The organism is Pseudomonas sp. HMSC067G02 (assembly GCF_001813485.1).
GTDB lineage: Bacteria > Pseudomonadota > Gammaproteobacteria > Pseudomonadales > Pseudomonadaceae > Pseudomonas > Pseudomonas aeruginosa.
On sequence record NZ_KV812694.1, the window covers coordinates 1 to 19,974 of the forward strand.

Sequence of the window (19,974 nt, forward strand, 5' to 3'; positions counted from 1 at the left end):
CGGGCTTCTTCTCGATCAGGTGGACGATGGCGTGTTTGATAGGCATCAGAAAGACTCCTGGTTCAGGGAGCGCTGCCTGTCGGCTCGACGGAGCAGGGCGCGGGCATTGAGCTCGCCGCGTGCGTCGCTTGGCGTGGAAGAAATGAAGATCGAGGCGCAGCCGATCTTGCTGAGCTTCAAGTGGCCGCCTGCGGAGCGGTCGACGCTCCAGCCTTCTGCTTGAGCGAAGGCCACCAGCCGGCGAACGCTTTCCCGGGCGCCGCGAAGGAAACTACGCATTCGTGGTCTCCTCGCTGTTGAGCTGCAGCCAGGTCTCCATCTCTGCAAGGGAGCGGGGAAGGCTATCGGTGGCGGCGGCATCCAGGAGACGTTTCACCAGCGCCTGAAGGCTGCGACGATCGCTCTGCCGGCTGCAGGCCAGGTCGTCATGCGCGGAACGCAGCATGCGGACCTCTGTGCGCAGTTGAGTGCATACGTCGTCAGTTGCTACTGGTGCCGTTGACGCGACAGGTGACCGCGACCGTGTCCTGAGGCGGTTTTCCCACTCTTCCCTTGCTGCCGAGAAGCGATGGCCACGACCTACACTCCAACCGCTGGTCCAGTAGCGCGACTTTCCGCAGTCAGGGCAGGGCTGTGCGCCGCTGCCATCCAGGTGATAGCCGCAGTTCAGACAGATCCACGAAGGACCTTCACGCAACTTGAGCTCAAGCATCAGCTCGACTTTCTGGAAGTGCTCGAGCGGCCGGTAGGCTGTGACGTCAGGCATCGCGCGCTACCTCCTTGGGATTTCTACAGGACAGCGCCCAGCGGCTCTCGATGCGCTTTTCGTGGTCGCCTGCCTGTACCGGCATACGGGTGATGTATGCGTTGTCCTCGCCAAACAGTCGTTCGGCAAGGCGGGAGGCTGCCACCTTGTCGCTCCAGGTGCAGGTCGCACGCTGCTTCTGAATGGTATTGGTCCAGAAACCGGCGCCATCGAACTTGACGATGCACTGATAGGTCTGGGACGCCTTCATGACTCGGCCTCCTTGCTGAGTGCATCACCGACCTGAACGGCCACCAGTTCGGGCAACTCCGGCTCATGCCCGGGATAGTTGTTGGCCAACTGATGCAGGAACTCGCGCGCGGCGTCCTTGCTGCCTGCAATGCGGAACACGGCAGTGAGGTGCTGGGAGTCCTGAGTGCCGCAGCAGAGGTGCGGCACCAGGCTCACTTTCAGCGAGCAGCTGAACAGGTGTCGCGGGATCCATACCGACCAGAAGTAAGCCGAAAGCAATTGCCCCGGAGCGCGCGTAGTGACCACCAGAGTCCCGGCCTGGGTGGTCGAGATTTCGATGTACCCCAGTTCCTCCAGCTCACGAAGCTCTCGCTCCATCGAACTGGGTGCGACCGTGCTCTCGTCCCGCGAAAGGCGCGAGATCACTTGGCTGAGGGCGTCCAGCTCGATGGGGTTGACCCCAACGTGATTGGCATGAACCACTGCCGAGTCGGTGAACGCGGCCGAGGCGTGGATACTCGGAAAGCGGGCTTCAGTGTTCATCAAAGACAGCCTCCAACTGATGGACGTCGTAGCTTCCGCAGCAGGGGCAGACCAACACCTCGGCTTCTCCTTCTGGGGTGTTCTCGGCGGGGAGAACCTGGCGCACCAGGTGGTGTGGGTGGTGTTGACCGCAATTCATGCACTGGTGGGTGACCAGGTGCTGGGAAGTGTTCATGCATGGGCTCCTTGCCGGCGTGGGCCAGCAACAGGCAGTTGAAGATGAGATGAAAAATGAGGTTGCAGGGCCGGTAGCGCTGAAGGCGTGACGGTCGCTGCTAAAAGGGAGCCGGACGCATCCGGTGGTAAGGTCGGCGTCGCCAAACAATCCCACACAGACCACAGGAGGTCCGGCATGAAACCTAGAGAAGTACAGACGTACAGCGAGTTGGCAGAAGCAATATGGGCGGAAGCCGAGGCGCGGTTTGGCAGGGATGAACACACCGAAGCACGGGAGTGGTATGAGCAGACCTTCTGTCTATCGGCCTTGGGTGACGCGCTAGCTCTGGCAAGAGGATGGAAATTGGCAGGTTTGGAGGCCATCGAGTACGCGCTCATTCAGCGTCACTCCTGGCTGCCCAATCAGATTCGACAGCTCTCGCCTCGTGATAAGTGGCTATCACTGCATGAGGAGTTGGCAGGATTGAAGACGGCCGACGATGCGAATCAAGCATGGTGGGATCGGGAAGCAGCAGAGCTAAGCGCAGGAGACTCGTCGGAGTGCGTGTGGCATGCCTATCCTCGGGGACTCCCCATTCCATAAAGGGATGGTCTTCTATCTCGTGGAGATGCCACCGGTAGGCGACTTCGGCGACGTTGGCCGGAAGTACGTCCTTGGTTACCTGTACAAGGTGACGCCAGCGCGCACGGCCACCGAACTTGGAGTCGTAGCTGAGTACATACCGTTGCGGCCGCGATACTAGCCCCAGGACGACCAACACGTTGACCCAGTCGTTGGGTTTGAGCTGCTGCGGTAGGTGATTTAGCTTGATGTTTAGGCTAGCGGCGAGCCAGGCATCATCAATCCAGAGGCTGTCTTGCGTCATCCACGCAAATGGGCAGGGTGAGTTCTTCAAGGCCTGAACTGCGAGTTTGTGCAGAAGAGGGGTCAGATGTTCTTTGGTCAGCTCAATGAGAGGGCTCATGCATGGACTCCTTGCCATGTCCCCGGCGCCAGGTCGGCAAAGCGGGTCTGGTTGGCGATGAAGGCGGTGTGGACGGTGCCGATAGGGCCATTGCGGTACTTGCCGATGATGATTTCGGCGATGCCCTTTGCCTCGGTGTTGGGGTGGTAGACCTCGTCGCGGTACACGAACATGATCACGTCCGCGTCCTGCTCGATTGCGCCGCTCTCTCGTAGGTCCGCGCAGTTCGGTCGCTTGTTCGTCCGGTTCTCTAGGCCGCGATTTAGCTGGGATAGAGCTACGACGGGACAGTCCATCTCCTTGGCCAGCGCTTTCAGCGAGCGGGAGATTTCCGAGATCTCGGTGGCTCGATTCTCCAGGCCTGGGCAACTCATCAGTTGCAGGTAGTCGACCAATATCAGCGCGGGGTGTCCGTACTTCCTGGCCGCCCGGCGAACCTTGGCGCGCAGCTCTGTCGGCGTGAGGTTGCCCTGATCGTTGATGACCAGCCGGCTGCCATAGTCGTTTATGCGCTGGATCGCGCCAGACAGTCTGGGCCAATCCTCTTCTTGCAGTTGGCCCTTCATCAGCTTGCCCAGGTCCAGGTGGCCGAACAGGGCGGCAAGCCTGAACAGCAACTGCTCTGCCGGCATCTCCATGCTGTACACCTGAACAGACTTCTGTTGGTCGCTCTGGAGCGCGGTGTCGACCAGGTTGAGGGCAAACGACGTTTTGCCCATCGCGGGGCGGGCACCGACGATGATGAGATCCGACTTCTGTAGTCCGCCGGTGAGTGCGTCGAGATCCTTTAGGCCAGTCGGGACCCCCGTTACCGTCACGTTGTTGTTGAAGCGGTAATCGATGGTGTCGACGATCTTCGTGAGACTCTTGTTGATATCGACGAAATCGGCGTTGTGGTGGTCCTGGCCGAGGGCGAACAGCTTCTGCTCAATCTCCTCCTGAACCTCAGAGGGATTTGCCTGGTGGTTCGAGGCGGTCCTGGTGCAGTGGTGCCCGAGAGACATCAACTGCCGCAGGTGCGCCCGATCGCGAACGATCTGCGCGTAAGCCTCGATATTGGCCACGGAGGGCGTGTTGTCGGCGAGCTGGCCGAGGTAGGCCAGCCCGCCAGCTTCTGGAAGGTCTTCGATCGCTTCCGACACAGTCACGACATCAAACGGAGCATCCTTCGCGGCCAACTCGCTGATGGCGGTGAAGATCAGCCGATGCTCATGCCGGAAGAAGTCCTCCTTCTGCAGGTCGCCGACAATGTCCCATGCCGCGTTGTCCAGCATCAGGCCGCCGAGTACCCCTTGCTCCGCCTCGACGGAGTGCGGCGGCGTAAGTTCCAGAACACTCACTTCGAGTCCTCCCGGCTGATCTGCAGAAACGTGCTTCCGCTGCCGTCCGGGGAGCCGATGATCTCCAGCGCTTTCACTTCCACCTTGGCGGACTCGATGATCACCGAACCCACATGAGCCACCGCTTTCGCGCGCTCGATATCCAGGGGTTTGTCTTCGTCAAGCAACCCTTCGATGGTGGCAAAGAGGTGATTCCGCAGATCCTCAATCTTGTTCTTCATGCTCGACCTCCTGAATGGTGCGCTTGAGCTTGCTGATGACGCGGATTGCGCTCTTCAGCTCAGGCGGATAGCGATGGATGGAGTTGCGGCGCATGCGTTCGGCCCGGGTGATGAGCTCCAGGTTGTCGATGACGACGTTCTGCTTGTTGTTGTCCTTGAAGCAGACGCAATGGCCGGTTGGGATGGGGCCGAAGTGTTCTTCCCAGAGCAGGATGTGGATGCCCTTCCAGTCCCGGGGGGGGATAGCCGGTATCCGAGATCTTTCGTTGCAGGTAGCCATCAGCGCTGACCCGCGTGCTACCGACTGGGAGCCATGTGTGGGGCTTTTGCCCCTTCTTGAACTGCGTTTCTGGTGCGCGTCCTCGCGCGGGCAGCCCCTTCATGCCGCAGTTCCATGGGGTGTTTCCCTTCTTGAACCGAGTTGCGCTGCCCCAGTCCTGCCGGATCTTCTTGGAGAACTCGGGACTTTTTTTCAGCCCGAGCCGATACGCTTTGGAGCAGATCTGCTGGAGCGTTTTGTTCAACCTGGCTGCCAGGACCTCGTTCGGCATATCCGGATACAGGCGCAGCAGCACCAGTTCCTGTTCGGCGGTCCAGGTTTCGCGGATGCAGCGCTCCTCTCGGTTGCTGAATTTGCGGCGGGCACGCACCAGGGCCTCGTAGGCGATGGTCGAGAGAGCAGAGCGAGTCATCGGGAGCCTCCCTGCTCGAGCACGCCCTGAACTCGCCGGCTGACGCCGCGGTGCAGGCGAGTGTTTTTGCCGTGCTCCCAGCCTGCTTGCAGCGAGGCCTGGTCATAGGCAAGGGCCTTCGTAAGCGCCGCCGGCTCCAGGTACTTCAACGCCGGATGGTGTAGTTCGAGGTAGGCCTTGATGGCTGCTTGAGTCGACTCGTCCGGCCTGCCGGCAAAGTCACGTACCAGCGAACGCACTGCGAGAAGCCAGCCTTCGACGAAGAGCTTGCTGCGACGGCGCTTGGTCGACAGCTTGCAGCGCTTCTGTTGGGCGACATGAGCCGAGCGCGCCGCCACCAATTGGTGGTGGAGCGTAGAGTAGGCGTGAGCGGCCAGCTCAGGGCCGATCCTTTGGCCCATGAACTTGAACGTCCAGCCCGCTGGCATCGCGTATGCCGCCAGGTAGTCGCAGCCGAAGGAACTGGCGCAGATCCCGGCCAGTTCATGCAGCCATGGGGCAGGAGAGCGCCTGGTTCGAGTGGGAACGCACGCGGTTTCCACCGTGTGGGCCGAGATCTCCGTATCGCTGAGGTCGAACTGGCGCTTCAGGATCGCGGCCTGGCGCAATGCGGTTTCCGCCTCGTTCGGCGTGGCCCCCTTGGCATTCGCCAGGGCCATCAGCTTCTCGACCTTGGCGAGGACTTTTTGCTTGTCCATTACGCGCCCCCCTTGCAGCAGGTTGAGCCCTGCTCGGTGGCGGAGCGGTCCAGGCGCTCGATCTCGGCCAGCACTAGGGCGCCGGCGCGTACCAGGTTCTCGCGCGCCGACTTAGGCTTCCACCACTCTTCGTCCCAGGGCCAGAACAGTGCAGAGCCATTCCGAATGCCGCCCGGCCAGTCGGTGCCGATGCCGCCGGCATGGAGCGCGTAGCAGCCGGCCGCCAGGGCGATCAGGCCAGCGCTAGCGTCGTCGTTGCTGGTATCGAAACCTTCGACTGTGATCTGGCGCCGGCGCTCGGCCTGTACATCGAGCCAGGCCTGCGGAACAGGGGAGAGGTTCGAAGTTGGGTAAATTCGGTCTGTGGCCTGTCTTACCCGATCGACAATAGCCAGGGCTGCTACGTCGCCCAGTGCGACCTCCAGGGCGGCGAGCAGGTTGGCCATCAAGAACTGCTCACGCTCGTCCGCGTGGTTTTTTGCGCTTGGGCGTCTATTCCAGTCGATCTGTGCTGAATACCTCGCTGTTACCGGGTCTGGCTCGCAGTAGGACGGCCCGATGTGAACCTGGCAGTCCAGGCATTCAATGGCACAGTTCCAGGCATCGGTGTCGAGTAGCTCGGGTTCCAGCATTCGAATGTTCGTGCTACTGCAGAGCGGGCAGGGCTTGAGCTTGGGGGCACTCATGGCCTGCCTCCCTGCCCGTCGTCGGTGCTGGGCTTAGCTTGGGAGGAGCCGGCGGCGAGCAGGTCGGCCAGCTCGTTTTCGGTGTCCCAATCGATCTGCTGAAACACATCCTTTATCTCGTCGAGTGCCGAGCGGCATTTGTTCCAGTTCGCGTACACCTTGTCTTCGTCGTAGATGTTCCGGCCCCGGTACGCATCGACCTGCTCAGGATCGAGCTGCGCCTTGATGGCGGCGAAGTGTTCGAGGCGGATCAGGCGGTAGCCTTCCGGCACGCTGTGCTGGGCCTGGGCGGGCGGGGCGCACAACTCCACCCCGCGCGGAGACTTCGCCTCATACCCAATCCTGGCGATGAACGCCGGGAAGAACTTACGCCACGCGGCATGGCGTGAATGTCCGCCTACGTTCGGCAGTAACGCCTCCGCCTCGGCCAGCATGTCCACCGCGTCTTGCAGGTGAGTCTCCAGCTCCGCGACCCTAGCCAGGGCGGCGTCGCGCTGATTCAAGGCCTTGGCACAAGCCTCGCTGAGCAGGCGCTCATGCTGTTCTGCTGCCGCATCGTGATCGATTGGGCTGAGGCTCTCTGCGAGCGGCCTCACGTACTGGCACACCGGGCCGTTCTCGGTATCGTGTATTGACAGCACGAACCAACCGGAGCCTTCGGGCCGCGTTGGGATCCACTCGCTGTATCGTTGGTCCGATCGTGCAGAGTCGTAGAGGCGAGGCGCATCCGACTCCATGAAGACGGTCTGCAACTCAAGGCCAAGCCGGCGCAGCGTTTCCTGCGCTTCGTTGGAAGAGCAGTTGTCGGCCAGGTCCGGATAGTTCGGATGGGTCCAGAAGCCGAACTGATCGCGCTCGACCAGGTGGGCCTGAATCATAGGTTTCATGCCAGGCCTCCCACGCTCATGCCGAGCACCGCACTTGCCTCGGCGGCCAGTTGCTGGCCTTCAGTGCTTGATGAGCTGCCGACGAAGAGCATCAGCCGTTCGATGACCCTCACAGTGTCCTGCGAGGGTTGGGCGAACTCGGCCAGGTGATCGATGGCAGTAGCTATGTTCCAGATCGCCCTGTTCATGTCCCGCTGGATCACTTGGATCGAACTGGCATTGGCCGCGATGGCCAGTTGCGATTTCGTCTGCAACAGTAGGTCGTGGGCGATTTGGAGCAGGGCGTTCTGCAGGGACTGTCCACAGGCACGCTGCTGAGCGCGAACCGGAGCGACCAGGCCCTGCAACATCGCAGCACCTTCAGCCTCGATTTGCAGATTCTCGGAAGCACCGGCGGCAGCGCCTGCTTTGGCCATGTAGCCTTGCACGTAGGCGTCGAACTGGGTCTCGGCGATCAAGCTCAGGAGGAGGTTGTTGCGGTTCTGGAGGTTCATATGAGGCCCTCCGGAGCCGATTGCAGAGCGTCTTTCCAGAGCCGAAGGGTTTCCTGCTCCTCGCTGGTCAGAGCGGTGCAGTCAGCGACCTTCTGCTTGATGACGCGCAGACGCTCCTCGACTTCACTGCCATCGTCGTAGGCGATCTCGTTAGTCAGGTGCCAAATGAAGTCACTACGCAGACTCCCAACCTGACTCGCGAAGTACTCGGCTTCACTATCAACGCGCCAACCGATTAGCCGCTTGGGGCGCTCCAGCCAGCTTTTCAGTCTTGAGTGGAGCTCTCGGGTGGAGTACATAGGATCGAACACCCCGGCCCGGTTGTAGATCAGCGCGATCTGCAGTATTTCCAGCCGTTCTTCGAGCGTATTTCCCGGAAGCGGGTAGTTCGAGGCGACCAGTTGCTTGGCCAGGCGCTCACGTAGCTCACGCTGCTTCTTGGCTTTTTTCTCGTCGCGATCACGCTTTTCCTTCGCATGCTCGATCTGCTTGTTCACCGAGTCGAGCAAGCGCGCTGCGTCTTGTAGGAGCTGCTTTTGTTCGAAGCTCAAGTAGCAACCCAGCTTCCCGAACAGGTCGGTACCGCCACCAGTCAGCTTGCGTATTTCTCGCGCAGCGCCGGTCAATTTGGCCTGCTGGCTCCGAAGGTCGGCGGCGCTGCCGAACTTGTTCAGTTGCAGCACAAGTTCCGCGTCGACGTCGCGGGCTTGGGTGATAGGAGTCTTCGCCATGTCAGCGCCCTCCCTTGACCAGTGCTGCAACCGCCTCCGGCGTCAGCGCCAGGAAGCGGTCAGTCCACTCGGGAAAGACCTCGATGGCCAGGTTGCGGATGATTTCCAGCGCGGGCGCTGATGTGCGATTTGAGGGTTGCCGCGTTTCGAGGCGGTGCGCTGGTAGCCCGCGCGATGCTGCGTTGCGAAACACGACTGCATCCGGAACAGTCGTTTCGAGCACAGAAATGTCCTGATGCTCATCGAAGATGGCACGCACATTCTCATGAATTGCCCGGGAGTCATTGGTCTGGTCCAGGCAGTTGATGACGATCTGAACCTTGGGGATCCGCATGCCAAGACGCTCATAGGGGCGTAGGCCGTCGAGCATTTGCATGGTGCCGCGGTTGAACTCACGGGCGGTAAGCATGTTGGGTTGGAGGGGGGAAACAACCAGGTCCGATGCAAGCACAACCATCTCGAGGAGGGCAGAGCGCGCCCCCTGGGTGTCGATCAGCACCAGGTCGTAGCCTTCTTTCAGAGCGGGCATCAGGTTCGCCAGGCGTAGCCGGCCATCGGGCGCCTGAAGCAGTAGGTTGTTGAGCTGATTGTTCTGGTCGTTGGAAATCACGACGTCCAGATTGGGGATAATCGTCCTGGAGATGATCCTCGCCGGGTCCGTTATGTTGGCGGCGAGCAGGTCGTAGATGCCGCCCTGGGCAACTTCCGGAAGCTCGTAGTACGAGGATAGGGAGGGCTGGACGGGGTCCAGATCGATGAGGAGGGTTCGTATGCCTGCATCGGCGCAAAATGCACCGAGGTTGGCGGCGGTGGTGGATTTCCCTACACCACCCTTGGTGGATACAACCGAAGTCGCTTTCATTGAGATAGCCTCTAATGGGGTCATTAGAGGCTGCTCAGCTAAATCGGTACGGGGCTTTAAAACCCTTCCTAGAGAGACCTAGGCCAATTGTCTTTTAACCAATTGGTCGTAGGTTCGAATCCTACACGACCCACCATATTCAAGACGAAAAAGCCCACCTGCAAAGGTGGGCTTTTTCGTTTCTGTGCCATTACTTTCCGAATGCTGGCCTGTGGGAAGGAGGATGGTCCGCTCTTCCAGCCCAGTTTCTCCCGACGCCTGGCCTTCCAGCATGGCATTCCATCGAGCGTCTGGAGGCGGCGGGCCCTGAGGCCCGGCCGCTCCATCGAACAGGAAGCCTCCCGGTACGGGTACCGGGAGGATCGATTCACAGGTTGTAGTGGCGACCTATCATGGGAACGGTCGCCGCAGCCCCGTATACCGAGTTCCAGGACTGCCAGCCAAAATTGATGCCGATCAGTCCGCCATGGATCTGGTTGGGGATTTGCGGCTCCAGCCTGCCGCTGGCCGAAGAACCCATGACATTCCCCTGGTTCCAGGCGACCAGGCCGCCCAGCAGGCCCGAGCCTCCGACCTTGCCGGAAGCGGAGGCGCCCCTGATGGTGCCGGTGCTGAAGCCTGCCAGCCCGCCGATATAGCTGTCATATCCCGCCCTCGCATCGCCGCTGGCCGAGGCCCCCAGGACGAGAGCCCGCCAGCCTTCCAGGGAGCCGACCAGCCCGCCGACACTGGCGCCGCCGCCCCCGGTGACCGCGCCGGTGGCGTTGGCGGAGCGGATCGAGGTATTTTCACCGCGGCCGAGCAGTCCTCCCAGGTTGTGGCCGGTCATGTCGATCACCGTCCCATGGCTGCTGGCGAGCATCAGCGAGCCTCGCAGATCGCTGCCGAGCAACCCGCCGATGGCCCTGGAACCGTTGGCGCTGACGTTGCCCGAAGCCGAGACGTTCGTCAGCGAGGCGGCATCGTTGTAGCCGACGAGTCCGCCGACGCGACTGCCCTTGCCCCCGGTTACATTGCCGGATGCCGCCAGGGTGCTGTGGTTGCCGCCCCGGTTGTGGCCGATCAGCCCTCCCACGTCACTGTTCGCCCCTGCGTTTACCCACCCGGAGGCCTTCAGGTTGGAATGATTGCCGCCGAGGTTGGACCCTATCAGGCCACCCAGGGTTTTGCCGCTGCCGTCGGTGACTTCGCCACTGGCGGAACCGTTGATGATGGAGCCGTACAGGTTTTCGCCGAGCAGACCGCCAACCGCTTCTGCTCCGCGGGTAGCGACGTTACCCTTGGCGGAGGCATTGACCAGCGAGGCATTGGCGTTGAGACCGATCAGGCCGCCGGCCTGGAGCAGCGACCCACCGCTCAGGTTGCCGCTGGCACTGACGTCGGCCAGGTTGCCTGCCTGGTTGTGGCCGATCAGGCCTCCCAAGTAGCGACCGGCTTGCAGGACGACGTCGCCATGGGCGCTGGCGTTGGTGATGGCCGCGTTCAGGTTCCGGCCGATCAGCCCGCCCAGTGCTTCCGCGTCTGTGCCCCGGACCTTGCCGCTGGCCGTGGCGTGGGCGATACCACTGTTTACGTTGAGGCCGATGAGCCCTCCGTACAGGCCGTGCTGTCCGTTGCCTGAGACGTCGACGAAGGCGGATACGTCCGCCAGTCCGCCGGCGGAGCTGTATCCGACCAGTCCTCCCAGGTTCATCCCGTGACCGCTCAGCGACAGCGTTCCCTGGCTGCCGCTGCTGCGGATGAGGCCGCCGCGGCTCCTGCCTACCAGGCCCCCCGCGCCGTAGTGGCTGGCATGGTCCTTCAACTGGCCGGAGATGGCAAAATCGGCCCGGCTGTTGGAGATGCTGGCCACGCCCCTGGCTGTGCTGATGTTTTCGGCTGCGAGTCCGCCCAGAGCATAGGTGTGGCGGTTGCCGACCAGCGTGCCGCTGGCGCTGGCGTTGTCGATGCTGCCCAGGTTCAGCGCGACCAGCCCGCCGAGGCTGTTCAGCTTCGAGGCCGCGGCGATACGGATGTCGCTGGCGTTCACATTGTCGATGCGACCGAGGTTGACGGCGGCCAGGCTACCGACCTGGACGTTGTAGTGGGTGGCCCGTGCTCCATCGGCGGAAATGCGTTCCAGGTTCAGGTTGCGAAGGGTGCCCCGGTTGACGCTGAACAGGCCGGAGTAGGCGCCGGTGCCGTAGACGGCAAGATTATCGATGGTGTTGCCCAGGCCGTCGAAGGTACCGCCGAAGGCGCTGGCGTTGCCTATCGACAGGAAGCTGGAATGGCCGCCTGCGATTCGATTGCCGAGGACATAGCTGCCGCCCAGGTCCCTATCGATGCCGCGCAACTGCTGCAGGTCCTGGATCACGCTGTAGTCCCGCCCATTGGCGCGGAATCCTGCGTTCTTGCCGGACAGGGTGATCCGGGCGCCTTCGGCGAGGGCATAACCCTTGTCCGAATTGAATTCGACCCGGGCTCCCTGGCCAGTGAGAGAGAGGCTGTCGTCGATACGGAGAGGGCGCTGCCCGGCATTGAGAGTAAGGCTGGCGTTTTCCCCCTGGGCCGTCAGCGCGCCATTGATCCTGAGGTCCCCGCGCTCGGCGGTTAGCGTCAGGCCGTTGCCGTTGTCCCAGGACACCGGCGCGCCGACATGCGCGTTGCCCCGGGTGGCGACCACTTCGACGTTGCTTGTGGAAAGGTTGCGGGCCAGGGTATCGGCATGCAACGTCGGGCCTTTTCCCGCGCTGCTTGGATTCGCCAGGCCGGAACCGACATTCTCGCTACTCCGGGCCTGAACGGTACGTGACCTGACGTTGGTGGCGGAGTTGCCGAAGACCTTGTGACCGCCGGTCTGGACCTGCACGACATGCACATTGCCGGCGTCGGAGGCGATATCGGGTAGCGTCTGGACCTGGACGATGCTGGAGCCATTGGCGCCTGGGCTCAGGTTGGGGAGAGTCTGGGTCTGGACGACATCGATTCCGCTGACGCCGGGGCCGATGTTGGCACCGCTCTGGCTCTGCACGATTGTGACGCCATTGACGCCCGAGCCGATGCTGGGGCCGCTCTGGCTCTGCACGACGCTGATGCCACTCGCGCCTGAACCTATATTTGCGCCATTCTGGCTTTGCACAACGCTGATGCCACTTGCGCCCGAACCGATATTGGCACCGTTCTGGCTCTGCACGACAGTCACGCCATTGACGCCCGAGCCGATATTGGGGCTGTTCTGGCTCTGCACGACGCTGATGCCACTCGCGCCGGCGCCGATATTGGCGCCATTCTGGCTTTGCACGACGCTGATGCCATTGGCGCCCGAGCCGATGTTGGGGCTGTTCTGGCTTTGCACGACGCTGATGCCACTTGCACCCGAACCGATGTTGGCGCCGCTCTGGCTCTGCACTGCGGAGATACCGTTGGCGCCGGCGGCGAGGTCGACGGCCGGCTGCTGCTGAACGATGGTCACGCCGTTGCTATCGGACGCATTGGCCCCGGCTGGGCCCTGCGCTACATGGACCTGGCCGGAACCATCACCGGCAGCGTTTGCCTGGCCGACAGCGGCTACGCTGACCTCGTGCGAGAGAATCCTCCAGGTGCCGGTTGCGCCCTGGTCGGCATGGGTGTCCACCTGTGCGGTTCGCTGTATCTCGACGTTCGCGCCCTGGTTCAGCACCAGGCCGCCATTGCCTCCGCCGATGGCGCTGGCGTCCTGCTTGCCGGCCACCCGCACGGTACCCTGTTCGCCGCTGTCAAGGACGATGCGTCCTTCCGCGCTGCGTAGCGTCCTGGCCTCGAGGGTGCCCTGGTTGTTGACGACGGTCTTGAGCAGGCTGTCGGCGCTGCGGGCGCTCATCAGCACCTGGCCGCCATCGGCGCGGATGAGGCCGCCGTTGTGTGCAAGAGCGTCGACCGAGCCCTTGTCCACCTGCAGGTTGAGCAGGCCGTCGCCGTCGAAATTGAGGTTGATGCCCTGGCCTGCGCCCAGGGCCACGTCGCCGAGTTGCGCCTGGATCACGCCGTCGTTGCTGACCCGGGCGCCCAGCAGGGCGATGCTGCCGCCTTCGCTGGCTTTCAGGCTGCCGGCATTGCTTACGGTTGCGCCGGAGTCGCCGGAGAACTGGTAGTTGCCGGCGAGGAAGTCCCTGTCGGCCAGGTCCAGGGTGGAAGCCACCAGGCCGCCTACGTTTACCTGGGCGGACTTGCCGAAGACCACGCCGTTGGGATTGACCAGGAAGACCTTGCCGTTGGCATCTATCCGCCCCTGGATATCGCTGCCGTTGCGGCCGATCACCCGATTCAGGGCGACGGCGTCCTGGCCCGGCTGGTGGAAGCTGACCCGCTCATCGGCACGGACGCTGAACTCGTTCCAATTGGTGATCAGCTTGTGGCTCTGCTGGTCGATGACCATATGCCGGCCGTCGGTGGATGTCTGGAATCCGGCATCGCCTGAAACGACCGTGGCGCCGCTGGGCAGGGCGAAGGCAGGGGCCTGGCAGAACAGGCCGAGCAGTGACGCTCCGGCGACTACGAGCGCCTTGCCGCGTCCGCTCTTGCTGCGCCGACGGGTACCTTCGCTTGCGACGTTCCAACAGCCTGTGGCCTGGTTCCAGACCAGCGTATAGCTCTTGTTCATGGCTTTTCCTTTCAGTGGGGCCCGCCGGCATGGCGGGCGGGAGCTTGCTCAGAAGTAGCGGGTCGCTTGCAGCCACAGCCGGGGAGTGCGCTCGGGCTCGATGTTGTTTTCCTGGCTCAGGGGCCAGGCGGCGGTCAGGCTGACCTGGTGATCCGTTCCGTACCAGGTTGCGCCGCTGCCGACGGCGGCCATGCGGTTGCGATTGCCTTCCTTGGTGTTGGGGTGCTTGAGGAATTTCACCGCGCCCTGGTCGATGAACGAACTCAGCTGCCAGCCCGGAGCCAGGCTGTAGCGCAGCTCCGCACTGGCTTGCCAGCCTTCGTCGCCGTAGCCCTTGTAGCTGCCCAGGGGGAACGCCCGAACGCCGTAGGGGCCGCCCATGTCGAACTGTTCCGCGCTGTCGAGGTTGCCGCCGCTCCACTGGGCGTTGAGTTGGGCGAACAACTGCAGGCGGTCGCCCAGGTGCTGCAGGCGTACGGCGTTGAGCATGATCTTGTCGAAGCTGCCGGCGGTACCGATGGTGTAGCGGTCCAGCAGCCGCTCTTCGGCGGAGTCGATGGCGAGCTGGCCGTGGGCATAGGCCAGCGAGAAGCCGCTCTGTCCACCGCCGAACAAGCGGTCCTGGGCGTTTCCGCTGATGCTGGCGGTCCACAGGCGGATCTCCTTGCGGCTATGCCTCCCGGTACGCTCCTGGTCATCGCGAAGTCGCTTGTTTTCATATTGCAACTGGGTGGACAGGCTTAAGCTGCGGCTACGCAGCAGGGGCTGGCTGACGAACAGGCTGTCGGTAATGGCCCGGCCATGGGCGTCCAGGCGCGAGAAATCGCGTACCAGTCGATAGGTCGTCTCGGCGTGGGCCAGTCCGATGCGCGTGCCTCGGGAACCAAGGGGCAGTTGATAGGCTGCACGGTAGTAGCGTTGGTGCCGGTCGCTGCCCAGCAGGCTCAGTCTCGCCTGGTCGCCCAGTCGCAGCGGGCTGTTGAAGTCGAGGGTGGTTCCCAGGCGATATTCCCCCATGTAGCGGCCGCCATAGTTGTCTGCCTCCAGCCTGCCGCCGACCAGCGGGCCGGGGCGGGCCTCGACGCGCAAGTCCGTGGTTCCCTGCGCCTGGCCCGGCAGCAGGGTGCCTTTGGCCTGGAGGCCGGGAATGTCGCTCAGGAGCAGAAGCGCACGCTCCAGCTCCGAGCCCTGGACCGCGGTATCTCGTTCGAGTGCGCTCAAGGGGCGGAGTAGAACGCGGTCCAGCGTTCGGGACGTGTTGTGCAGTTCGATCCTGCCGTAGCGCCCCTCGAGCACTTCGATGCGTACCGTTCCATCCTGGATTTCCTGTGCCGGGAGGAAGGCGCGCGCCAGCACATATCCCTTTTCCCGATAGAAATCGCCGATGCGGGCGGCGGCGGCGTGCAATTGGCTCAGGTTGAGTTCCTGGCCCGGCAGGTCGTGCAGGAGCGCCAGCAGGCGTCGATCGTCGAACTGTCTGTTGCCGCTGAGTTGGAAGCGCTTGACCAGCACCGTCGGGCCGCCCTCTTCGGCAGCCCGTGATACGCCGTCCTCGGGGCTGGGGCGCTCGGCGTCCAGTTCCACCGGCGCGGGCAGGTTCAGGCGTCGGCTTTCCACGTCACGCAGCGCCTGCCCCGCATCCGGGGCGGCACTGGCAAGGCAGGACGACAGCATGGCCATTCCCATGAGGCCCGTACGGAGCAACGGTCCGGCCCTGAAGGATTGAACGATCGAAGTGGAACTGCCGGAAGGCTTTGGGGAGGGCGGGGGGAAAGAAAGGCTAGCCTGGTTACGCGGAAAAGCTGGATGCATGGTCAATCGGCCCGGAGCGCGGTTCTTGCAGGGAAAAGAAGCCGATATCCGCAGGCATGTGCAGAACGATCGGTTTCAAGGCGGAGAATCGAGTGGGCGATAGCCTGGGGCGAGGCTGAAACGGCGACAATCGTAGTTTTCTGGCGTTGGCCGGTAGAACTTCTTGGTTTTCGTAGGGGACTGGGAGGACTGCTGTAGGAAAAAACTCCGGTGATAACGGGCTCGGCTGCGGAAGCGGCGGAAACAGTGGGGCGGAAGTAGCTGCTGAGCGCGATTCCGTATCGCGACCGTGGCGGTCATGATCAAAGGGCCTGTCCGACTATCGCCCGCCGTTCGGTCTGGCGGCTGGAGCATGGACAGGACGCAGCGCTAGAATGCCGTTCTCGGTTTAAGGGCCCTCTCAGGCTGAGCATCAACGGCGTGTGTCTTTCGGTTCTTTTTCGTGGCGTTCACCCATGACTGGCATCAAGCCCACAACGCCCGTAGCCCGCTATTTCCACCAAGAGGCGCAACGGCGCGGCTATGTGCTGGACGCAGCCCAGGGCAATGCCATTCTTCATCTCGATCGATTGGCGGAGCGCTTGCGTCGAGGCCCGTCGCTATTCCGGCAAGCGCCGCGCAGCCTCTACCTGTGGGGTCCGGTCGGGCGCGGCAAGAGCTGGCTGATGGATGGCTTCTTTCGCAGCGCCGATTTGCAGGGCCTGCGCCGGACGCATTTCCATGCGTTCTTTCGCCGGCTTCATGACGGTATGTTCCGCCGCCAGGGGCGGCCCGATGCCCTGGGCGGTGCGCTCGACGAACTGCTAGGAGATTGCCGGCTGCTTTGCTTCGACGAATTCCATGTCCACGACATTGGCGACGCGATGCTGATAACACGCCTGTTCAGGGAGCTGTTCCGCAGGAAGATCACCCTGGTCTGCACCTCCAACTACGCGCCGCGGCAACTGCTGCCCAATCCGCTCTACCACGAACGCTTCCTGCCGGCGATCCGGTTGATCGAGACGCGCATGGAAGTGCTGGAAGTAGCCGGCGCCCGGGACTACCGGACGGTTTCGCCGCGGCAGGAGATCGCTTCCGGTTATGCCAGCGGCGGGTATTGCTGGCCAGCCTCATGCGCTTGCCTGGACGAGCTGGGCTTGTCCGCGCCCGAGCCCTCGCAACGCGTGACCCTGCAAAGCGGCGCGAGGACGTTGCAGGCGCGCGCGGTGTGCGGCGACCTGGTGTGGTTCGCCTTCGCCGACCTTTGCGAGGCGCCAACCGCGGTGATGGACTACCTTGCCCTCGGCGAACGCTTCTCTACCTGGGTGCTGGACGGCGTACCGCCGATGGCGTGTTGTTCGGTCGCCGCCCAGCAGCGCTTCATCAATCTCGTCGACGTCCTTTACGACAATGACCGGCGTTTTTTCCTGAGTGCCGAAAAGGCGCTGCCGGCCCTGGTCGAGGGCAGCGACCTGCCTGCGGACATGCAGCGTACCGCCAGTCGGCTGGCGCAGTTGCGCCAGCTTCGCTGTTGAAGGAACGCCCCGCGCCGACGGCAAACGGGGCGCAATGGCTCAGTGCAGCTTGAGGCGTGGCTCGGTGCTGCGCAGGCGTCCGCTGAGCATCAGCATCGCGGTGCGCAGCGGACCGTACAACGCCATCTGGTGCATGCGGTATAGCGATACGTAGAACATCCGCGCCAGCCAGCCTTCGAGCATGACGCTACCCATCAGATTGCCCATCAGATTGCCGACTGCGCTGAAGCGCGACAGCGAGATCAACGAACCGTAGTCGCGGTAGTGATATTCGCCCAGCGGCTTGCCTTCGAGACGGGCACGCAGCGATTTCACCAGCAGCGAGGCCTGCTGGTGCGCGGCCTGGGCGCGTGGCGGCACGTTGCGCGGTTGCTCTCCCGGTTGCGCCGGCTGGGGACAGGCGGCGCAGTCGCCGAAGGCGAAGATGTCGTCGTCGCGGGTGGTCTGCAGGGTCGGGCGGACCACCAGTTGGTTGATACGGTTGCTTTCCAGGCCGTCGAGTTCCTTGAGGAAGGCCGGAGCCCGGATGCCCGCCGCCCAGACCTTGAGCGTCGCCGGGACGAACTCGCCGTCGCCGGTCCAGAGGCCGTCCGCATCTACCTTGCTCACCGCGGAGCCGGTCATCACCCGTACGCCGAGCTTGCTCAGGGTCTGGTGTACCGGCTGACTGATACGCTCGGGCAGCGCCGGCAGCACCCGTGGGCCGGCTTCGACCAGGCTGATGTGCAGGTCTTCCGGGCGGATCCGGTCGAGCCCGTAGGCGGCCAGCATCTGCGCGGCGTGGTGCAGTTCCGCAGCCAGTTCGACGCCGGTGGCGCCGGCGCCGATGATGGCGATACTCACTGCGTTGTTGTTCGCGTCGTGCCCGGTATGCGCACGCAGGTACTGGCCGAGCAGCTGGCGGTGGAAGCGTTCGGCCTGGGCGCGGGTATCGAGGAAAATGCAGTGTTCCGCAGCGCCCTCGGTGCCGAAGTCGTTGGTGGTGCTGCCGACGGCGATCACCAGGGTGTCGTAGGCGATGTCGCGCTCGGGAACCAGCTCAACGCCATTCTCGTCCACCAGTGCGGCCAGGCGGACCCGCTTGCTGGCGCGATCCAGGCCCTGCATGCGGCCGAGCTGGAATTCGAAGTGGTTCCATTTCGCCTGGGCGACGTAGTTCAGCTCGTCCTCGGAGGAGTTGAGCGAGCCGGCAGCGACTTCGTGCAGCAGGGGTTTCCAGATGTGGGTGAGGTTGGCGTCGACCAGGGTGACCTGGGCCTTGCCGCGTTTACCCAGGGTGCGGCCGAGACGGGTGGCGAGCTCCAGCCCGCCGGCGCCGCCGCCGACGATCACGATGCGATGGGACATGTGGATATCTCATAGTGGGAATTCCGTGAGGCGGTCGTCGGGAGCGTGGCTCGACCGGACGACTCAGGCCAGGTAGCTGAGGAGGCGGCTGAGCAGGCCCAGGCCGATGACCACGGCGAGCAGGACGAACATCAGGAACCACGGGCGGAACGGCGCACGCTCGACCTGGTGCAGCGGCGAGGCGAGGTACTGCTCGACCTTCTGCTGGTCTTCGGGGCTCAGTCGGCTGGACATGGCAGGCCTCCGTTTTCGATGTCGGTCATTCTAGACAGACAGGGGGCTCGATCACCAGCGGATCGTCGAGGCGGATCACTCCGCTGCCGATCACCCGCGCGGTGATGCCGCCCTGTTCGCGCACGCTTTTCAGCGTGCGGTGGTCGATGTGCTTTTCCAGGCGTCCGCAGGGTTGGTACCAGCCAGTGGTTTCCAGCAGCGCGCCGCCGAGGCGGAAGCGACGGTCCTTCAGGCTGAGCAGGTTGATGCCGGCGACGGCGATGTTGCGGCGCATCTCGTTGGGCAACAACGGCCTGCCCAGCAGGGTACCGAGGGCCTCGATGTGTTCCCACTGCACCAGGGTGACCTGGCGCGGCGGGTGCGGGTGATCGCCCGTCAGTCCCAGGCCGCGCCGTGCCTCCACCGCCTCCAGTTCCTGGATCGGCGCGCGACTGCCGGAGCGCACGCCGATCCACTTCACCCGCCCTTCGCTCACAGGCCTACCCCGGCGTCGAACAGGATGCTGCGGCCGAGGTTGGCGCGCAGGAACTCGGGGGCGCCGGAGTGAGCGAAGAGCACCCGGGCAAAGGTCGGACCGACCATCGACAGCGAGCGCCAGCCTTGGCGCAGGTATTCGGTGGGCGGCGGGAAGGGCGTATTGAAATCGGGCACCGCGCGCTTCAGGTTGACGAAGGCCAGCAGGTCCAGTTCGCCGTGGTCGATGCCGCGCTCGCTATAGTTGTGCGCCTTCTTGCGCAGGGTTGGCGCCAGCCGTGCCTGCAGCTCGGCGGCGGCGATCCGTTGTGGCCGCTCTTCGCGGCGGATCAGTTGGCGCAGGCTGACGGCCTGGCGGCGACGGGTCAGTTCCTCGCGCCACTCCTCGTTCAGCCGGCGACCTTCATCGAGGACGAAGAACACCTCGAAGCCGGCACCCTTGAACAGGACGTCCGGCGGCTGCTCCCCGGGGGCGGCGAAATCCTCCTGGCGATAGGGCACGTTGAGGGCTTCGAGGAAGCGCTGGCAGACCCAGCGCTCGCGGTCCCATTTACGTGCGTTGGAGAGGAAGTCGTTGGCTTGTTCGGCCTGACGGGTGAGCAGGCGCAGATAATCCGCTTCGTTCATGGGCTCAGCTTAGTCTGCCGGCGGGCCCGCTTTCCAGCCCGCAGGCGCTCCG

At 63.4% G+C, this 19,974-nt stretch carries 21 protein-coding genes and 1 pseudogene; 1 reads left to right on the plus strand and 21 read right to left on the minus strand.

Annotated features, from left to right (window positions below; all coding sequences use genetic code 11):
- Nucleotides 1-45: 45 nt before the first annotated feature.
- From HMPREF2914_RS33025 to HMPREF2914_RS18745, 17 genes and pseudogenes are all read right to left on the minus strand, one after another.
- Nucleotides 46-279: a hypothetical protein gene (locus tag HMPREF2914_RS33025; RefSeq protein ID WP_003103841.1), complete on the minus strand. Its 234-nt coding sequence runs from the start codon at nt 277-279 to the stop codon at nt 46-48.
- On the minus strand, nt 272-766 hold the full coding sequence (locus HMPREF2914_RS32430; protein ID WP_003134082.1) for a hypothetical protein: 495 nt from the start codon (nt 764-766) through the stop codon (nt 272-274). Before HMPREF2914_RS32430 ends, HMPREF2914_RS33025 begins: the two co-directional genes overlap by 8 nt.
- Complete coding sequence (locus HMPREF2914_RS18670; RefSeq protein WP_003134081.1) at nt 759-1,016, minus strand: hypothetical protein; 258 nt, start codon at nt 1,014-1,016, stop codon at nt 759-761. Before HMPREF2914_RS18670 ends, HMPREF2914_RS32430 begins: the two co-directional genes overlap by 8 nt.
- Nucleotides 1,013-1,540: a hypothetical protein gene (locus tag HMPREF2914_RS18675; protein WP_003141385.1), complete on the minus strand. Its 528-nt coding sequence runs from the start codon at nt 1,538-1,540 to the stop codon at nt 1,013-1,015. The genes HMPREF2914_RS18670 and HMPREF2914_RS18675 overlap by 4 nt, the downstream gene beginning before the upstream one ends.
- Entirely contained in the window at nt 1,530-1,715 is a 186-nt protein-coding gene (locus HMPREF2914_RS18680) for a hypothetical protein (protein ID WP_033945048.1), read from the minus strand. The genes HMPREF2914_RS18675 and HMPREF2914_RS18680 overlap by 11 nt, the downstream gene beginning before the upstream one ends.
- A 376-nt stretch (nt 1,716-2,091) precedes the next feature.
- Nucleotides 2,092-2,682: a hypothetical protein gene (locus HMPREF2914_RS32680; protein ID WP_058199331.1), complete on the minus strand. Its 591-nt coding sequence runs from the start codon at nt 2,680-2,682 to the stop codon at nt 2,092-2,094.
- Complete coding sequence (gene dnaB / locus HMPREF2914_RS18690; RefSeq protein ID WP_033945051.1) at nt 2,679-4,022, minus strand: replicative DNA helicase; 1,344 nt, start codon at nt 4,020-4,022, stop codon at nt 2,679-2,681. Before dnaB ends, HMPREF2914_RS32680 begins: the two co-directional genes overlap by 4 nt.
- Nucleotides 4,019-4,243 carry a hypothetical protein gene (locus HMPREF2914_RS18695; protein WP_009315888.1) on the minus strand — a complete coding sequence of 75 codons (225 nt, stop codon included), beginning with the start codon at nt 4,241-4,243 and terminating at the stop codon, nt 4,019-4,021. Before HMPREF2914_RS18695 ends, dnaB begins: the two co-directional genes overlap by 4 nt.
- Nucleotides 4,227-4,935: pseudogene (locus HMPREF2914_RS18700) on the minus strand (HNH endonuclease signature motif containing protein). The gene HMPREF2914_RS18695 and the pseudogene HMPREF2914_RS18700 overlap by 17 nt, the downstream one beginning before the upstream one ends.
- The gene (locus tag HMPREF2914_RS18705) at nt 4,932-5,633 is read right to left on the minus strand and encodes a DUF2786 domain-containing protein (protein WP_033986841.1); all 702 of its coding nucleotides are present in this window, start codon (nt 5,631-5,633) and stop codon (nt 4,932-4,934) included. The pseudogene HMPREF2914_RS18700 and the gene HMPREF2914_RS18705 overlap by 4 nt, the downstream one beginning before the upstream one ends.
- Nucleotides 5,633-6,319, minus strand: a complete 687-nt coding sequence (locus HMPREF2914_RS18710) for a hypothetical protein (RefSeq protein ID WP_033986839.1) — start codon at nt 6,317-6,319, stop codon at nt 5,633-5,635. The genes HMPREF2914_RS18705 and HMPREF2914_RS18710 overlap by 1 nt, the downstream gene beginning before the upstream one ends.
- Complete coding sequence (locus HMPREF2914_RS33030; RefSeq protein ID WP_034085166.1) at nt 6,316-7,197, minus strand: hypothetical protein; 882 nt, start codon at nt 7,195-7,197, stop codon at nt 6,316-6,318. Before HMPREF2914_RS33030 ends, HMPREF2914_RS18710 begins: the two co-directional genes overlap by 4 nt.
- A gap of 5 nt (nt 7,198-7,202) precedes the next feature.
- Entirely contained in the window at nt 7,203-7,700 is a 498-nt protein-coding gene (locus HMPREF2914_RS18720; protein WP_023104182.1) for a hypothetical protein, read from the minus strand.
- Entirely contained in the window at nt 7,697-8,431 is a 735-nt protein-coding gene (locus HMPREF2914_RS18725) for a hypothetical protein (RefSeq protein ID WP_033945060.1), read from the minus strand. Before HMPREF2914_RS18725 ends, HMPREF2914_RS18720 begins: the two co-directional genes overlap by 4 nt.
- Nucleotide 8,432: 1 nt before the next feature.
- Nucleotides 8,433-9,293: a ParA family protein gene (locus tag HMPREF2914_RS18730; RefSeq protein WP_023094840.1), complete on the minus strand. Its 861-nt coding sequence runs from the start codon at nt 9,291-9,293 to the stop codon at nt 8,433-8,435.
- 367 nt (nt 9,294-9,660) lie between these two features.
- Nucleotides 9,661-13,914, minus strand: coding sequence for a two-partner secretion system exoprotein TpsA4 (gene tpsA4 / locus HMPREF2914_RS18740; protein ID WP_023092879.1), 4,254 nt, complete (start codon nt 13,912-13,914; stop codon nt 9,661-9,663).
- A gap of 48 nt (nt 13,915-13,962) precedes the next feature.
- A complete protein-coding gene (locus HMPREF2914_RS18745; RefSeq protein WP_030048367.1) occupies nt 13,963-15,600 on the minus strand; it encodes a ShlB/FhaC/HecB family hemolysin secretion/activation protein in 1,638 nt (545 codons plus the stop codon).
- Nucleotides 15,601-16,148: 548 nt separating this feature from the next.
- On the opposite strand from HMPREF2914_RS18745, the gene zapE reads away from it, so the two are divergent.
- A complete protein-coding gene (gene zapE, locus HMPREF2914_RS18750; RefSeq protein ID WP_073657474.1) occupies nt 16,149-17,240 on the plus strand; it encodes a cell division protein ZapE in 1,092 nt (363 codons plus the stop codon).
- Nucleotides 17,241-17,279: 39 nt separating this feature from the next.
- Here zapE and HMPREF2914_RS18755 read toward each other — a convergent pair whose 3' ends face one another.
- The 4 genes from HMPREF2914_RS18755 to HMPREF2914_RS18770 all read right to left on the minus strand — a co-directional run bounded on the left by HMPREF2914_RS18755 (nt 17,280) and on the right by HMPREF2914_RS18770 (nt 19,922).
- Entirely contained in the window at nt 17,280-18,587 is a 1,308-nt protein-coding gene (locus HMPREF2914_RS18755; RefSeq protein ID WP_023092876.1) for an NAD(P)/FAD-dependent oxidoreductase, read from the minus strand.
- 63 nt (nt 18,588-18,650) lie between these two features.
- A complete protein-coding gene (locus tag HMPREF2914_RS18760; RefSeq protein WP_003094672.1) occupies nt 18,651-18,821 on the minus strand; it encodes a DUF3094 family protein in 171 nt (56 codons plus the stop codon).
- 25 nt (nt 18,822-18,846) lie between these two features.
- On the minus strand, nt 18,847-19,296 hold the full coding sequence (locus HMPREF2914_RS18765) for an MOSC domain-containing protein (protein ID WP_003094670.1): 450 nt from the start codon (nt 19,294-19,296) through the stop codon (nt 18,847-18,849).
- Nucleotides 19,293-19,922 carry a DUF1780 domain-containing protein gene (locus tag HMPREF2914_RS18770; RefSeq protein WP_003094668.1) on the minus strand — a complete coding sequence of 210 codons (630 nt, stop codon included), beginning with the start codon at nt 19,920-19,922 and terminating at the stop codon, nt 19,293-19,295. Before HMPREF2914_RS18770 ends, HMPREF2914_RS18765 begins: the two co-directional genes overlap by 4 nt.
- Nucleotides 19,923-19,974 lie beyond the last annotated feature (52 nt).

What these genes read in the sequence shown, in the direction of transcription:
- HMPREF2914_RS18705 (WP_033986841.1), bottom strand. Translation starts at nt 5,633, where the DNA reads ATGGACAAGCAAAAAGTCCTCGCCAAGGTCGAGAAGCTGATGGCCCTG.
- HMPREF2914_RS18670 (WP_003134081.1), bottom strand. Translation starts at nt 1,016, where the DNA reads ATGAAGGCGTCCCAGACCTATCAGTGCATCGTCAAGTTCGATGGCGCC.
- HMPREF2914_RS18720 (WP_023104182.1), bottom strand. Translation starts at nt 7,700, where the DNA reads ATGAACCTCCAGAACCGCAACAACCTCCTCCTGAGCTTGATCGCCGAG.
- HMPREF2914_RS18725 (WP_033945060.1), bottom strand. Translation starts at nt 8,431, where the DNA reads ATGGCGAAGACTCCTATCACCCAAGCCCGCGACGTCGACGCGGAACTT.
- HMPREF2914_RS18695 (WP_009315888.1), bottom strand. Translation starts at nt 4,243, where the DNA reads ATGAAGAACAAGATTGAGGATCTGCGGAATCACCTCTTTGCCACCATC.
- HMPREF2914_RS18730 (WP_023094840.1), bottom strand. Translation starts at nt 9,293, where the DNA reads ATGAAAGCGACTTCGGTTGTATCCACCAAGGGTGGTGTAGGGAAATCC.
- HMPREF2914_RS18760 (WP_003094672.1), bottom strand. Translation starts at nt 18,821, where the DNA reads ATGTCCAGCCGACTGAGCCCCGAAGACCAGCAGAAGGTCGAGCAGTAC.
- HMPREF2914_RS18710 (WP_033986839.1), bottom strand. Translation starts at nt 6,319, where the DNA reads ATGAGTGCCCCCAAGCTCAAGCCCTGCCCGCTCTGCAGTAGCACGAAC.
- HMPREF2914_RS33025 (WP_003103841.1), bottom strand. Translation starts at nt 279, where the DNA reads ATGCGTAGTTTCCTTCGCGGCGCCCGGGAAAGCGTTCGCCGGCTGGTG.
- HMPREF2914_RS18675 (WP_003141385.1), bottom strand. Translation starts at nt 1,540, where the DNA reads ATGAACACTGAAGCCCGCTTTCCGAGTATCCACGCCTCGGCCGCGTTC.
- HMPREF2914_RS18755 (WP_023092876.1), bottom strand. Translation starts at nt 18,587, where the DNA reads ATGTCCCATCGCATCGTGATCGTCGGCGGCGGCGCCGGCGGGCTGGAG.
- HMPREF2914_RS33030 (WP_034085166.1), bottom strand. Translation starts at nt 7,197, where the DNA reads ATGATTCAGGCCCACCTGGTCGAGCGCGATCAGTTCGGCTTCTGGACC.
- HMPREF2914_RS32680 (WP_058199331.1), bottom strand. Translation starts at nt 2,682, where the DNA reads ATGAGCCCTCTCATTGAGCTGACCAAAGAACATCTGACCCCTCTTCTG.
- HMPREF2914_RS18770 (WP_003094668.1), bottom strand. Translation starts at nt 19,922, where the DNA reads ATGAACGAAGCGGATTATCTGCGCCTGCTCACCCGTCAGGCCGAACAA.
- HMPREF2914_RS18680 (WP_033945048.1), bottom strand. Translation starts at nt 1,715, where the DNA reads ATGAACACTTCCCAGCACCTGGTCACCCACCAGTGCATGAATTGCGGT.
- HMPREF2914_RS18745 (WP_030048367.1), bottom strand. Translation starts at nt 15,600, where the DNA reads ATGGGAATGGCCATGCTGTCGTCCTGCCTTGCCAGTGCCGCCCCGGAT.
- tpsA4 (WP_023092879.1), bottom strand. Translation starts at nt 13,914, where the DNA reads ATGAACAAGAGCTATACGCTGGTCTGGAACCAGGCCACAGGCTGTTGG.
- HMPREF2914_RS32430 (WP_003134082.1), bottom strand. Translation starts at nt 766, where the DNA reads ATGCCTGACGTCACAGCCTACCGGCCGCTCGAGCACTTCCAGAAAGTC.